Annotated in this window: 11 protein-coding genes; 4 read left to right on the top strand and 7 right to left on the bottom strand. The window is 69.7% G+C overall.

The window, feature by feature from the left end; genetic code table 11:
- Nucleotides 1-58 precede the first annotated feature (58 nt).
- The gene (locus tag OG555_RS39045; protein WP_329478536.1) at nt 59-2,038 is read right to left on the bottom strand and encodes a glycoside hydrolase family 36 protein; all 1,980 of its coding nucleotides are present in this window, start codon (nt 2,036-2,038) and stop codon (nt 59-61) included.
- The gene (locus OG555_RS39040) at nt 1,950-2,885 is read right to left on the bottom strand and encodes a DMT family transporter (RefSeq protein WP_329478534.1); all 936 of its coding nucleotides are present in this window, start codon (nt 2,883-2,885) and stop codon (nt 1,950-1,952) included. The genes OG555_RS39045 and OG555_RS39040 overlap by 89 nt, the downstream gene beginning before the upstream one ends.
- 40 nt (nt 2,886-2,925) lie before the next feature.
- Between OG555_RS39040 and OG555_RS39035 the strand changes: the two genes are divergently transcribed.
- The 4 genes from OG555_RS39035 (at nt 2,926) to OG555_RS39020 (ending at nt 8,728) form a co-directional block, all read left to right on the top strand.
- Complete coding sequence (locus OG555_RS39035; RefSeq protein WP_329478532.1) at nt 2,926-3,423, top strand: MarR family winged helix-turn-helix transcriptional regulator; 498 nt, start codon at nt 2,926-2,928, stop codon at nt 3,421-3,423.
- 214 nt (nt 3,424-3,637) lie between these two features.
- Complete coding sequence (locus tag OG555_RS39030; protein ID WP_329478530.1) at nt 3,638-4,630, top strand: glycosyltransferase; 993 nt, start codon at nt 3,638-3,640, stop codon at nt 4,628-4,630.
- Nucleotides 4,627-7,191 (top strand): YfhO family protein, encoded by a 2,565-nt coding sequence (locus OG555_RS39025; protein WP_329478529.1) that lies wholly within the window; start codon nt 4,627-4,629, stop codon nt 7,189-7,191. The genes OG555_RS39030 and OG555_RS39025 overlap by 4 nt, the downstream gene beginning before the upstream one ends.
- A gap of 82 nt (nt 7,192-7,273) precedes the next feature.
- Nucleotides 7,274-8,728 carry a glycosyltransferase family 87 protein gene (locus OG555_RS39020; protein ID WP_329484933.1) on the top strand — a complete coding sequence of 485 codons (1,455 nt, stop codon included), beginning with the start codon at nt 7,274-7,276 and terminating at the stop codon, nt 8,726-8,728.
- On the opposite strand, the gene OG555_RS39015 is transcribed toward OG555_RS39020, so the two are convergent.
- The 5 genes from OG555_RS39015 to OG555_RS38995 all read right to left on the bottom strand — a co-directional run bounded on the left by OG555_RS39015 (nt 8,725) and on the right by OG555_RS38995 (nt 13,957).
- On the bottom strand, nt 8,725-9,651 hold the full coding sequence (locus tag OG555_RS39015) for a threonine/serine dehydratase (RefSeq protein WP_329478528.1): 927 nt from the start codon (nt 9,649-9,651) through the stop codon (nt 8,725-8,727). The two genes, OG555_RS39020 and OG555_RS39015, sit on opposite strands and share 4 nt — an antisense overlap.
- Nucleotides 9,652-9,672: 21 nt before the next feature.
- Nucleotides 9,673-10,521, bottom strand: coding sequence for an ATP-grasp domain-containing protein (locus OG555_RS39010; protein ID WP_329478527.1), 849 nt, complete (start codon nt 10,519-10,521; stop codon nt 9,673-9,675).
- A complete protein-coding gene (locus OG555_RS39005; protein WP_329478526.1) occupies nt 10,478-11,821 on the bottom strand; it encodes a glycosyltransferase 87 family protein in 1,344 nt (447 codons plus the stop codon). The genes OG555_RS39010 and OG555_RS39005 overlap by 44 nt, the downstream gene beginning before the upstream one ends.
- A gap of 214 nt (nt 11,822-12,035) precedes the next feature.
- Nucleotides 12,036-13,310 (bottom strand): DUF2064 domain-containing protein, encoded by a 1,275-nt coding sequence (locus OG555_RS39000; RefSeq protein ID WP_329478525.1) that lies wholly within the window; start codon nt 13,308-13,310, stop codon nt 12,036-12,038.
- A complete protein-coding gene (locus OG555_RS38995) occupies nt 13,307-13,957 on the bottom strand; it encodes a glycosyltransferase family 2 protein (protein WP_329478523.1) in 651 nt (216 codons plus the stop codon). Before OG555_RS38995 ends, OG555_RS39000 begins: the two co-directional genes overlap by 4 nt.
- Between the last annotated feature and the right edge of the window lie 33 nt (nt 13,958-13,990).

Raw genomic sequence — 13,990 nt, 5'->3', positions numbered from 1 at the left:
ACCGCAGTCGAAGCGCTTCGACTAGCCCGCGCTTTCGACACGCACGGGGCGGTTTCGCCTAGCCCAGCTGGATGATCCGCGCCGACGGCTCGGGCAGGCCGGTTCCGACCGTGAGCTTGTCGCCGGACCAGGTGTAGGTCCAGCCGTCGGCGGCGGTCGGGAAGAGCGGCGTGATGGATGCCTGGGGGAGGGAGAGGGTGATTTCGGCCGGGCCGGCGGCGCGATGCCACAGGCCGAGATAGTTGCCGAGTCCGAGAACGACCCATTCGTCCTCCCAGTCCGGCAACCCGAGCGGCCAGTGTGGGACGAGGGTTTCGAGATCGTGGAGTACGACGCGATGCGCGGCGACCGCGGATCGGACCAGTTCGCGCTCGGAGTCTGTCATCTGGTTGAGGTGGCCGGACAGGTAGAGGCGACCGAGGATGCCGTTCGCCAGGGCGAGCGTGAATTCCTCCCGCGTGGTGCCGGTGATCGGGTAGGCCCAGTGGCCGGCTTGTTCAGGCAGGACGGCGGCCGGCGCGGCCGCGGTGATCGTTGGGTAGAGCAACGGGTGTTGCTGGTCCGAGGTGGATTGCAGATGCAGCCGGGACAGCATCGCGTAGTCCATCCGCATCGCGCCGGACGCGCAGTTCTCGATCAGCAGGTCCGGGTGCCGGGCCTGGACTCCGTCGAGCCAGTCGAGCAGTGCCCGTTGGTGTTCGAGAAGTCCGTGGCCGAGCGACGTACCGCCCTTGTCGGTGCCAGGGCCGGTCATCGTGTTGTTGTCGAACTTGAAGAAGCCGACCCCGAAGTCGGAGACCAGCCGGTCGACCGTGTCGTCGAGGTGCTGGCGGGCGAGCGGGTTGCGCAGGTCGAGCAGGTAGCGGCCGTGTTCGGCGACGCGGATGCCGTGCCGGGTGAGGAACGCGTCGTCCGGGAGTTCACGGGCGATCGGTGCGTCGACGCCGATCACCTCCGGCTCGAGCCAGAGGCCGGGCACCATGCCGCGCTGGTGGATCCGCTCGATCACCCCGCCGAACCCGTTGGGGAAGCGGGTGGTCGACGGCTGCCAGGCGCCGACCGTGCTCCACCAGTCGCCCTCGGCGTACCAGCCGGCGTCGATGCAGAAGTAGTCCGCGCCGACCTCGGCCGCCGCGTCGATGAGCGGGAGGAGCTTCTCCGTGGTCGGGTCGCCCATCAAGGTGTTCATGTAGTCGTTGAAGATGATCGGCATCCGGTCGTCGACCGGCCGCCGCTTCCGCAGCGCGCGACGCTGGCGGGTGAGTGCGGCGAACGTACTGTCGCGATCGGTCCCGGCGACGAGCGAGACCGGCACCGTAGTGAACGAATTGTCCGCGGTCAGTCGCACGTTCCACTGGTGTTCGTGGTCGGTCGGCCCGCTGAGCAGCAGGTAGCCGCCATGCCGGTTCTCGCCGAGCTCGTAGTGCCACGGGCCGTTGTGCTCGATCTGCCAGCCGAGCGCGTACGACGTCCCGACCAGGACCCCCACCGGCAGCCGCTCACCGCTCGACCACGACCCGGTGCTGGTCACGGCATGCCGGCTCTTCGAGACGGGGTAGTGCGGGTCGCGAACGATCTGCGGTACGCCGCCTGAGCGCAAGGACTGCACCGACCAGCGGTTCTCCGCCATCCAGTCGTTGGCCGCGGAGTGCAGGTCGGCGTCGACGGACTCCAGGCCGACGACCAGGGATGACAGGAAGTCCAGCACGAGTTCGCCCGGTCGGGTCAGCGAAGCCTCGGACCACGCGCGGACCCCGGCTCGTGCCTCGAAGACGCTGGTCACGCGGAGACCGGTGTCGGCGTCCTCCTGCACGATGCGCAGCGTGGAGCCGGTGTCCTCGTGGCTCACATACCGGAGGCGTTTGCCGAGGATCGTGTCGACATGGCGGTTGGTGCCGGGGGAGCGCCCGTACCCGATGGCCGAGACCTCCACCAGGGGTTGCGGTGTCTCAGCTGAGGCTCCGGTGGTCAGCCGTACCGGTCCGTCGTCGATGGTGAACGTCAGGGTCAGCTCGGGCGTGCTCCACTCGAGGTGCATCGATAAACCTTAGCTGGCTGGCCGCGATCCCGAGTAGCACCAGCGCCAGTCCGACCACCTGTCGGACGGTGAGCACCTCGCCCGACACCAGGACGCCGAGGAGTACGCCGGTGACCGGGTTGAGGAGTCCGATCAGCCCGACGGTCGCGGCGCTCAGGTGACGCAGGCCGGTGAACCACGCCGTGAACGCGAGGGCGGTCGCGACCAGTCCGACGTACGCGAAACCGGCGAGCGCCGGTCCGTCCAGGCTCGGCGGCGTTCCCTCGAAGATCACCGCGAACGGGACCAGCACCAGGCCGCCCGCGATCAGTTGCCAGGACGTTGTCGCGAGCGGCCCGTCGGCCCGGCCCCACTTCTTCGCCAGGACGTATCCGCAGGACGACATCGTCAAAGCGGCTACCGAAGCCGCGACTCCGCGCAAGTCGACCGGCTGCGATCCCGCACCGAGCAGGAGGCAGACGCCGGCGATCCCGGCCGCGGCCCCGGTGAGCACCTGCATGGTCGGTCGCTCGGAGAGCAGTCCCCAGGCGAACAACGCCATGGTCAGCGGCGACGCGGACATGATCGTCGACGCCAGGCTGACCGGCAGCAGCTGCGACGCGAGGTAGATGAGCGCGAAGAACGCGCCCATATTGCAGACGCCGAGCAGCAGGGACCGCCACCACCAGACTCCGCGGGGAAGGCGCCGGGCCAGGCAGAGCAGAAGTACGCCGGCGGGCAGTGCGCGGAACACAGCGCCGTACAGCGGATAGCCGGTGGGCAGGTACTCGTGGGTGACGAAGTAGTTCGTGCCCCAGGCCACCGGTGCGATCGCGGTGACGAGTGCCCAGCGCAAGGTATTTTCCATGGAAACTACTATATCTTCCCAGGAAGATATAGTGAACGGCGTGACCGACGATCATGTGGCGAGGATCCAGGCGGAGTGGCGGAGCGAGCGGCCGGATGTCGACACCAGCCCGCAAGGCGTGATCGGCCGGCTGCACCGGATCGCGAACCACCTGACCGGTGAACTGACCCTGCTCTATGCGAAGTACGGACTCTCGGAGGGCGAGTTCGACGTCCTCGCGGCGTTGCGTCGTGCGGGCGCGCCGTACGAGCGGGCTCCGGGGGAGATCGCGTTGCACACGATGGTGACCACCGGGGCGGTCACCAAGCGCGTCGACCGGCTCGAGCAGGCCGGGCTGGTCCAGAGGCGCCGCAGCGATGCGGATGGCCGGGGTCGCGTCGTCCGCCTCACGCCGGCCGGACGTCGCTTGTTCGACCAGGCCTTCACCGCCCACATGGCGAACGAGGAACGCCTGCTGGCTCCGCTCGACCGGGCCCAACGTGCTCAGCTCGAGCAGCTCCTCACCACGTGGCTCGGGGACCTCGAGCCGCCGAACTGAGGAGTTTCCGCTCCGGTTGTTCGGAGAGTCGTCGCGGCCTCACGGTCCGATCCGAAACGGCACGATTTTGTGGTCTAGATGACAATTCTGGCCGGCGATGCAACTTCTGCGGCGGTTCGGGACATCTATGCAGTAGCTGGGGGGCGCTTGCTGAGGCACGCGATCCAGCCGAACACGGGGCTGCCGGTCGCGGTGGTCTGCTGAGCGAGGGGAAATGACTGACGTGCAGGACTTTTCCGGCACCGACATCGCGGTGATCGTGCCGTGTTACAACGAGGCCGCGGCGGTCGGGAAGGTCGTGTCCGAACTCCAGGCGTCGTTGCCGACGGCCAAGATCTACGTCTACGACAACAACTCCACGGACAACACCGCCACGATCGCCGCGGCGGCCGGCGCGATCGTGCGGCACGTGGCGCGCAAGGGCAAGGGCAACGTGGTCCGCCGGGCCTTCGCCGACGTCGAGGCCGATGTCTACCTGCTGATCGACGGTGACGACACCTACGAGGCGGCGCGGGCGGCCGAGCTCGTCCGCGTCCTGCTGACCGGTCCGTACGACCAGGTCATCGGCGTCCGGAAGCACTCGAACGTCGCCGCCTACCGGCCCGGCCACACCCTCGGCAATCGCGTCCTGACCGGTGCCGCCGGCGCGTTGTTCGGCCGGGAGATCACCGACATGCTGAGCGGTTATCGCGCGTTCTCGCGCCGGTACGTGAAGTCGTTCCCGGCCCTGTCGCAGGAGTTCGAGATCGAGACCGAGCTGACCATCCACTCGCTGCACCTGCGGGTGCCGGTGGCGGAGATCCCGGTCGGCTACAAGGAACGGCCCAGCGGCGGGGAGAGCAAGCTGCGCACCTACCGCGACGGCGTGCGCATCCTCCGCTGGATCCTCAGCTTGACCCGGCTCGAGCGGCCCACGCTGTTCCACGGCGCGCTGGCCGCGCTGCTCGGCGTGGTGGCGCTGATCCTCGGCGTGCCCGTCGTACTGGAGTATCTCGACACCGGCCTGGTGCCGAGGTTCCCGACCGCCATCCTGGCCTCGTCGATCGGGCTGGTCGCCATCCTCATGCTGGTGCTCGGCTATCTGCTCGACGCGGTCGGCCGCAGCCGGCAGGAGGCCGCCCGGCTGACCTACCTCAGGCACCCGGCGCCGGCCGTCACCGCAGAAGTGCGACTGCCGATCGAGTCGCCACAGGTTGCTCGCCGATGAGGCTTGCCCGGACATTCGGCCGCCGGCACTGGCCGGTCCCGGTCGCCGCCGCGGCAGCCGGAGCGACATTCGTGGCGAGCGGAATCATCCGCGGCACGTACCCGTTCGGCGACGGTCATCGAAGCACCAACGACCTCGGTCAGCAGTTCGTGCCGATGTACGCACACTTTCGCGACATCGTCACCGGTCAGGCGCCCGGCGATCTGCTCTTCAACTGGTCGAGCGGCTTCGGCGTCCCGTTCCTCGGCGACCTGATGGCGTACGTCGGTTCGAGCCTGTCCTGGATCGCACTCGTGCTGCCCCGCGATCGGATCGACCTGGCGCTGTTCCTGGTCGCCGTGGCCGCGATCGCGCTCGGCGCCGGCGCGATGACGGCGTACCTGCGCCGGCTGCGTCCGACCGGACCTGCCTGGCTGGCCGTGGCGGGCGGCGTCTCGTACGGCGCCTGTGCCTGGTCGATCGACGACGCGGCATACATGACGGTGTGGCTGAACGGCATGGTCGCGTTCCCGGTGATCTGCCTGCTCTGCGAATGGATCCTGCGGCGCCGGTCGGCCACGTCGTTGCTGGTGACGCCGTTCGTCGTCGCGCTGCTGTGGACGTCGCACTTCTACACGGTGTACATGGCAACCATCGGCGCGGGCATCGTCGTCGTGGCCCGCATCCTGTCGTACGACGCCCTGGTGTCCTGGCGCGATCGTCTGATCGCCGCAGTGCGCTGCATAGTTGCCGTGGGCCTCGGTATCGGGCTGGCGGCTCCGTTGCTGGTGCCCACGTTCCAGGTGATCCGCGCCGCCCGGCCGAGCCCGAAGACGACGTTCCAACCGCACGCCGCGGTCGAGTTCCTGTCCCGGCTGCTCCCTGGTAGTGAGGGCGTCGGAACCAGCCCGGGACTCGCAGTCGGCACACTGATGCTGCTGCTCGCGCTGAGCTTCCCGCTCAACCGGGCGATCGCGGTCCGCGAGCGGGCCGTGTGGTCCGTCCTGGTGGCGTTGACGCTGCTCAGCATGCAGGTCCGGTTCACCCACGAGGTCTGGCACGGATTCGACTCGCCGAACGGTAGCCCGTTCCGCCAGGCGTTCGTCGTCGCCGGGATGCTGGTGATCATCGGCTGGATGTCGGCCGCGTCCGGACTGCGATCCGTGGTGAGCGTCGCCGTACCGGTCGGGCTCGTGATGGTCTTGTACGCCGTGACCTGGAACGTCCGCTACATCACCGGCACCACGCACATCGCCGTACCGATCCTGACTGCCGTTGCCGTGCTGGCGTGGCTGGCGAGCCGCCGGCCGGTGCCGGACTGGGTCCGTCGCGGTGCGGTGGCGTTGCTGGTCGGCGCCGTACTGGTCGAGGTGACCATGTCGGCGGTCGCGATCGACGTGGCGCGCGGGAAGATTCTGAGTGCTGCCGCGCCCTGGGGGGAGGAGCATGACGGGCTTCGTTCGCTGGTGATGTCCGCCGACGACTGGCCGCTGCATCGGGCGGCGCCCGGGGCAGAGGTGTCGGTGAACGATCCCATGTTGATCGGCGGCGAGGGACCGCAGTACTACTCGAGCACCATCCCGGACGACGTCTCGCGGGAGCTGATGGGACTCGGGTTCGGGTACAGCTCCTACGGGCGAGCCACGGTGGACCCGCAGAACCCGGTGGTCGACGCGGTGTTCTCCGTCCACGCCCGCGTGGTGGTCGACTCCGGGGTGCACGACGCCGAGAGGCCACGACTTGCGACGAACGACGGTGTGGCGCCGCTGGTCACCGTGCGTTCGACCAAGGCGTGGGCTTCGACCGACCCGGCGCCGTACGGGTTGCAGGAGAGCGCGCTCGGCGCCGACGTTTACACCGTCCCGACGCTGAGGCCCAAGCAGGTGCCCGGTGTGAGCGTGTCCGACCGGCAGGGGAACCTGTTGATCGCTCCGGTTGCGGGTGCCGCGAAGCCGGTCGAAGCGCGATTCGTCGCCACGTGCCGGGCCGGGTCGGAGGCCTACCTCGCGGCACCTACCTTTGTCGGTGAGGTGCTCGTCGACGGGTCCAACTGGCAGACGGTGCTGGATCCGAAGGCGAAGCGGCCGGGGGTGTACTCCGGCGCACCGATGCGACGGCTCGGGACGGTCGGCGCGGACGGCGTTGTCGAGCTGGCCGTGCGGGTCCAGGGACCGGCCCGGCTGCCGGCTTCGGCCATCGGTTGCCTGGATCGTGGGCTGCTCACCGCGGCCGTGGGGCGGCTGAACGCGAATAAGCCGGCCGCGGTGAGCGTCGGGGGCCACAGTCTCGACATCCGCCTCACGCCCGGGGCCGCGGGCACTGTGGTGATCGGCGTGATCCGCATCCAGGGATGGCGGTGCTCGGTCGACGGCGGTGCTGCTCGCTCACCGAGCGTGCGCGCCGGCCTGATGGCGGTGCCGGTCGGTGCAGGCGCCTCGGACGTCTCGTGCGTCTACCGGCCGGTCGGCACCCGCATGGGCCTGGCCGTGGGTGCGATCGCTCTCATGGGCCTGGTCCTGATCGCTGGTGCACTGCTGCTCATGCGCCGCCGCTCGGGTGGGCGGATCGCGGCCGACGGATGACGGCGCGCGGGGGCTGCTTCCGGACTGGTCCAGCAACGGGTGGGTAACCTCTCCTGGTCGCCAGGTGAGCCGATAGGAGATGATGCCCACCGTGACCGGACCACGTACCCAGGACGCGCAGGACCGGCAGACGCCGTCGGAGGTCGATCCGGCCGTCGCCGGGCTGACCGTTGGGCTCGGTGGGCCGATCGGGCGGTTCGCCCGGCTCAGTTCGTCCTGGTGGACGCCGCTGCGGATCGCGCTCGCGGTGTGCACGATCACCTTCGGTCTCGGCGTACTGCAGAAGGCGCCGTGCATGGAGGCCGGATGGGACCGGCAGAGTTGGCGGCCGTTCAAGGCGCTGTGCTATTCCGACATCGGGTTCCTCTACCAGGAGCGCGGGTTCGCCGAGGGCAACCGGCCGTTCCTGGACACCGGCAACTACCCCGTGCTCGAGTACCCGGTGCTCACCGGCGGATTCATGGAGGTCGCGGCACAGCTCACCTGGCTGATCACCGGTGACCCGAAGAAGGACCTGACTGTCGAGCAGAAGCGCGACACCGCCGGCGTGTTCTTCGTGGTGAACGTGGTGCTGTTGTTCCTCTGTGCGCTGCTCATCGTCGGCCTGACGGTCGCGACCGCGCGTGGGGTCGAGTCGCGTCCGGGTGCGGCGCGTGGCCAGCCGCTGGACGCCCTGTACGTCGCCGCCGCGCCGGTACTGGCGTTGACGTCGACGATCAACTGGGACTTGTTCGCGGTCGCACTCACAGCCGGGGCGATGTACGCGTGGTCACGCGGCAGACCGATCTGGTTCGGCATCTTGCTCGGGCTCGGGACGGCGGCGAAGTTCTACCCGTTCCTGCTGCTCGGGCCACTGCTGATCGTGTGCATCCGGGGCCGCAAGCTGTGGCCGTGGTTCCAGGCAGCGGTGGCTGCTGCGGTCGCGTGGGGTCTGGTGAACGCGCCGATCTACCTGCTGGCGAAGAACGAGTGGATGTCGTTCTGGACGTTCAACGACCAGCGGGAGAGCGACTACGGCTCGATCTGGTACGTGCTGAAGCTGGCCAAGCACGAGGTCGCGGACGTCAACCAGCTGAACATCGTGATCTTCGCCGGACTCTGCCTGTCGATCGCGATCCTCGGGTTGATGGCGCCGCGCCCACCGCGCTTCGCGCAGCTGGCGTTCCTCGTGGTCGCGGCGTTCCTGCTGATCAACAAGGTGTACTCACCGCAGTACGTGCTGTGGCTGCTGCCGCTGGTGGCGCTCGCGCGGCCGCGGTTGCGGGACTGGCTGATCTGGCAGGCGTGCGAGTGCTTCTACTGGATGCTGGTGTGGATGCATCTGGCCCAGTTCCTGGCACCTGGGAATCCGGAGATCCCGGACCGGATCTACTGGTTCGCGGTGATCGTGCGGATGGCCGGCACACTCTGGCTGATGCTGGTGGTGGCGCGCGACATCCTGCTGCCGGAGAACGATCCGGTCCGCCAGGGTGATCTGGTCGACGATCCGAGTGACGGGGTCAGCCCCGGCGCCCGGGCCCGGCTCGCGCCTGCCTAGAGCATCAGCTTCGCGACATCCAGGTTGCCGCCACTGACGACAGCGGCGGTGACACCTTCCGGTTGAAGGCCCTGGATGAGTGCGGCGAAGGGTGCGGCGGCCGCCGGTTCGAGGGCGAGCTTGGTGCGCGACATGACCAGTCGCGTCGCCTCCAGCAGCGCGTCCTCACTCACGCGTACGACGCTGTCGACGTACTGCTGGATGAGCGGGAAGTTGCGCGTGCCGCAGACCGGCGCGGCGAGCCCATCGGCGATCGATCGGGCCGTCGGGAGCTTCTGCGCCGAACCCGCCGCGAGGCTGCGGCTGACCACGTCGGCCTGCTCGGGCTCGATGCCGATCACGCGGATCTCCGGCTTCACCAGCTTGACCGCCGGCGCGACGCCCGAGATCAGCCCGCCGCCGCCCACCGGGACGAGCACGGTGTCGACGTCGGGGCGGTCCTCCAGGAGCTCCAGCCCGAGGCTGCCGTGGCCGGTGATCACGTCCTCGTCGTCGAACGGGTGGACGCCGGTCAGCTTCCGCTCGTCCCGGATCCGCTCGTACTGGGCCATCAGGTCGCCCTCGACCAGCTCGACGGTTGCGCCGTACCCGCGGGCCGCGTCGATCTTGGCCGGTACGGCGGTCCTGGCCATCACCACGGTCGCCGGGACACCGGCGTCCCGCGCGGCCCACGCGAGCGCGCCGGCCGCGTTCCCCGCCGAGACGGTGATCACCCCGCGCTCCCGCTCCTCGGCACTCAACCGGAGCAGCTTGGTCAGCAACCCGCGCACCTTGAAGCTGCCGGTCTTCTGGAACAGCTCGGCCTTCAGCACGAACTCGCCGCCGAAGCGCTCGTTCAGCGCGGTCGAGGTGAGGACCGGCGTCCGGTGAATCCGGCCCTTCAGCTGGTCAGCGGCCTGGCGAATGTCCTCGAGGGTCGGCATACCGCCGACCCTATCGGTCGCTCAGATCCGGGCAGCCACTGCGGAAGCGAGCTTCTGAGTTGCTTCGGGGGACTGGGGGAAGAACAGGTAGGGCTCGATCAGTTCGAGCTCCATCAGGAGGAAGCGGCCGTTCACGACCAGGCCGTCGACGCGGGCGTAGAGCGGGTGGACGCCGGCCGTGGTGAGGACCGTGCGCGCACTCTCCAGTACGGCGGGCGGCGGGTCGGCCGGGGTCGCGGCGCCGCCGAACATCAGCTGGACCCGGTAGTCGCCGGCCACCGGACGCTGCACGACCGCGTGGCTGAACTCGCCGTCGATGAACACCAGGGACCACTCGCCGTCGGTCTGGACCTCGGGCTGGAACGGCTGGACCAGGTAGACGGTGTCCGGAAGCTCGTCGATCGCCTGGTCGAGCTCAGGAGACCCGGCGATGCCGCGGATCGTGTGCGTGGCGCCCGCGCCCACGGTCGGCTTGATGACGATCTCCTGACCGTTGAGGCCGGTGACGACCTCGCGCAGCCCCGCGCCGGCGCCGATCTGGGACGGCACGATCGCCACGCCACGCTCGCGCAGTTCGAGCAGGTAGCGCTTGTCGCCGTTCCAGCGGACCAGGTCGGAGTCGTTGAACACCGGTATGCCGGCCTTGTCGAGCTGGGCGAGCCATTCGGTGAAGTCGTCGTACCGCTGGTGGTAGTCCCACACCGAGCGCAGCAGGATCGCGTCGTACGCGGACCAGTCGACCGACGGGTCCGTCCAGACCTGGGCCACCGGGTCGAGGCCCGCGGCGCGGAGGGCGTCGACGAGCGGGAGGTCGTGTTCGTGCAATTCAGCCTGTTCGGCCGACGTCGCGAGGGCGATGCGTTTCGTCACGCCGATCAGTGTTGGCAGGCAGTGGGCGCGGCGTCAAACGGCTTTGGCGATCAGCCCGATGACGGAGCGTGATGGCGGTGACAACGATGACGGCGGCGACGAGGTGGATCGGGCCCTGCCGGGTGTCGTGCCCGAAGCTCGCATAGGCCAGGTACGACGCCAGGGGTACGGCGATCCACTCGGGCCGGCGCGCGAGCACCGCCAGCGCGATCAGGGGGAGGCCGTACCACGGGTAGGTGGGGGTGGCGACGAGGAGTGCGGCGCCGTACAGCCAGCAGCAGGTCACGGCGATCGGCTCGTGTTTGGACCGGTGGAAGGCGAGTACGGCGAGGGCGACCGCGAGTACCGCCGCGGCGAGCTGACGGACCTCAGGAGGCAGCAGGAGCGCGAGAATCGCCGATCGGGAGCTGCCGTCGTCGAAGCCTTCCTGGGTCAGATAGCCGGGCAGGAAGCCGAGCACCAAGGTGCCGGCGGCAACCAGGTAGGGGACGTACGACGCGGCGAAGGTGCCAACGGCAACTACCGGCCGCCGGGCGCGGAACGCGGGGAGCAGCAGGAGTGGGAGGAGCTTGACGCTCGCGGCGGCGCCGAGAAGAACCGCGGCCAGCTTCGGCCTTCGGGTCGTGGCGATGACGGCGGCTGCGATCAGGAGAGCGGCGAGGACGTCGACGTGTGCGGCGTTGCCGGCTTCGAGGGCGACGATCGGTGACCAACCCCACAATGCGGCCCACCGGGGATTGTCTACTGCCAGTAGCCAGGTGAGTACGACGGCGAGCAATGCGGCGGCGATTTGCAGGCCGAGAGTGCCCGCGGACCACGGCGTGACCAGCGCGATCGCGGCGAAGTACGCCTGGGCGACCGGCGGATAGATGGTCGGCACCCGTGGCCGGTTGATCCGGGTCCTGGGGTCGTCGGCGGACAGCGTTGCGAGCGCGACCGGATCCTTCGGCACCCGCGGCGGCCCTGTCACCCCCGACCGCTCGTCCGGCGACAGCCCCGGGAACAACACCGGATCCCGGAGCCGCGCCAACGCGTCATCCAACGGCACCTGCGAGTACGGCGAACTGCCGGACAGCTGCACCCGCCCGTCCCACACGTACCGGTAGGCGTCCGTGCTGGTGATCGGCGCCTGAGTCAGCCCCGGCACCTGACAGACAGCCGCAACCAGCACCACCCCCAGCACACCCAGCCCTTTGACCCGCCACACCACCCCCGCGACCACCAGGCTCCCCACCACCAACACCACATTCGGCCACCAACTGGACGCCGACGCCACAACGACCGCCACACTCGCCGCCACCGCGACCCCTCCGCCGGCGGCGCCCCCGACCCACGCACGCCGACTTTGTGCACCAGGTCCGTGCCCGGAGCCCGAAATCATGCGGACACCATGCACAAAGTCGCAGATCGCGGCGAATGCGGCGAGCGCGGCGAAGCGGCAGCGACGAGGGCAGGGACGAGGGCGCCGGCGAGGGTGGTGGCTGCGGCGGGGCGGTGGCTGCGGCGGGTCGGCATCAGGCGATCCGTGCCGAGGTGGTGGTCCGGCGGAGGGCGAGGAAGGCTCGGTGGCCGGCTCGCCAGTCCTCGGTGGCGTGCAGGTGGGCGGCGGAGGCGTGCCGGAGGACGGCGCGCGTACCGACTCTTGCCCAGGGCAACGGGGTGGAACGGCGGCCGGTGGAGCTGCGGAGGACGATCGGGGCGGTGTCGTCGAGGTCGTCGTCCGGGTCGACCTCGACCAGCACCAGCCCGTCGGGGCGGACGAGCTCGGCACACCGCCGGAGGAGGTCGGCCGGATCGCCGCCGATGCCGATGTTGCCGTCCATCAGCAGCACACTGCCCCACCGCCCCTCGCCCGGCAGGCGGTCCTGCACCGGCCGCCGGAGCGCCGCCGCACCCCGAGCGGTGGTGAGCGACACCGCCCGCGGCGAGACATCCACGCCGAGCGCCGGAATCCCTCGCTCAGCCAACGCGGTCACGATCCGTCCCGGTCCACAGCCCACGTCGAGGACGGGCCCTTCGCACCGGCTCAGCGCAAGCCGGTCGACCTCGTCGGCGGGCGACTGCCACCGATCCAGTTCCGACAGCGACGGCACGGTCCGCCCATCGATGCCGGTAGCAACGACTCTCGCCGTACCCCCGAGCGCCTGCTCGAACAGCAGGCCCGGATGGGCCGCGTGCTGCAACCGCCGATAGAGCCTCGACACTCGCAACGACGGATACGCGGCCGCGAGGTGCGCCGCATCGTGCGGCGTGTCCATGTCTCGCAGGGTCGGCAACAGCAACACCCGCAGCCCGAGCATCCTGAGCCGCCGCAACTGGTCGATACCGGTGTGATCGGTCGACATCGGTACGCCGATCAACGCGCGCCGATCGGGCACCCGCAACCCGAGGCACCAGTAGCCGCCATCGTCGGTCAGCCCGAGCACGGCGTCATGCCCGGACCACCGGAATCCCAGCAGCCCCGGCGTGAGCTGTGGCGTGTCCATGCCGACCAGAAGCATCGGCGTACCGTCGAACGCGTCCTCGAACGCCGCCGCCAGCCGCTCGGCCAGCCCGCCCCCGCGCTGCCCGATCACCTCGAAACCGTCCGGAAGCCACGGCCCAGGATCGCCCTCGAGCGCGAGAACGCGTCGCGAGGCCGCCGTCGAGCAGACGGCACTCAGCGTGTCCACCAGCGAGGCCCGCGCCAGCGCCGCAGCCTCCGCGGCGGTGAATTCGGTCTGCAGCCGCGTCTTCACCCGCCCCGGCACCGGCTCCTTCGCGATGACGATCAGCGTCCCGCGAGTCATCGCGCCAGCACCTTGGACATGTCGAGGACGGCCCGCGCCGCGCCGAGCGGCGTCCCCGTGACCTTGGAGCGACCGGAGCGCGGCAGGTAGTCGACGTCGACCTCGGCGATCCGCCAACCGGCGTCGGCCGCGCGTACGACGGTCTCCAGTGGGTACCCGGAGCGCCGGTCCAACAGACCGAGGCCGAGGAGTGCATCCCGCCGGGCTGCCCGCATCGGGCCGAGGTCGTGTAGGCGCACTCCCGTACGGCGTTTGATCCGCCGGGACAACTCGGCGTTCGCCAACCGGAGATGCCACGGCCAAACGGCCCGCGAAACGGGTCGACGGCGGCCGACCATGAGATCGACACGGCCGGCCAGCACGGGCGCGGTGACACGGACCAGTTGCCGCGGATCGAGCGACGCGTCGGCATCCATGAACGCGACGACCTCGGCCTCGGCCGCCTCCAGGCCCGCATGACACGCAGCACCGTACCCGCGCGGCTCGCACCGTACGACGATCGCGCCCAGGCCGGCGGCGACCTCCGCCGATCCATCGGTGGAACCGTTGTCGACGACAACGGCCCGGACGCCGGCCGGCAGCCGTTCGAGCACCCAGGGCAGGGCGGCGGCCTCGTTCAGGCACGGGAGGACGAGATCGACTGACACTCTTCGACCGTAGGGAAGATGGGGTGGCGCCGG

The sequence above is a fragment of the Kribbella sp. NBC_01484 genome (assembly GCF_036227145.1).
GTDB lineage: Bacteria > Actinomycetota > Actinomycetes > Propionibacteriales > Kribbellaceae > Kribbella.
Note: the sequence above shows the minus strand (reverse complement) of the source record. Positions and strands in the feature narration are given on the sequence as shown.

Bases quoted from the DNA above. Each gene is read 5' to 3' on its own strand.
- OG555_RS39045 (WP_329478536.1), bottom strand. From the start codon at position 2,038: ATGCACCTCGAGTGGAGCACGCCCGAGCTGACCCTGACGTTCACCATC.
- OG555_RS39040 (WP_329478534.1), bottom strand. From the start codon at position 2,885: ATGGAAAATACCTTGCGCTGGGCACTCGTCACCGCGATCGCACCGGTG.
- OG555_RS39030 (WP_329478530.1), top strand. From the start codon at position 3,638: ATGACTGACGTGCAGGACTTTTCCGGCACCGACATCGCGGTGATCGTG.
- OG555_RS39025 (WP_329478529.1), top strand. From the start codon at position 4,627: ATGAGGCTTGCCCGGACATTCGGCCGCCGGCACTGGCCGGTCCCGGTC.
- OG555_RS39020 (WP_329484933.1), top strand. From the start codon at position 7,274: ATGCCCACCGTGACCGGACCACGTACCCAGGACGCGCAGGACCGGCAG.
- OG555_RS39015 (WP_329478528.1), bottom strand. From the start codon at position 9,651: ATGCCGACCCTCGAGGACATTCGCCAGGCCGCTGACCAGCTGAAGGGC.
- OG555_RS39000 (WP_329478525.1), bottom strand. From the start codon at position 13,310: ATGACTCGCGGGACGCTGATCGTCATCGCGAAGGAGCCGGTGCCGGGG.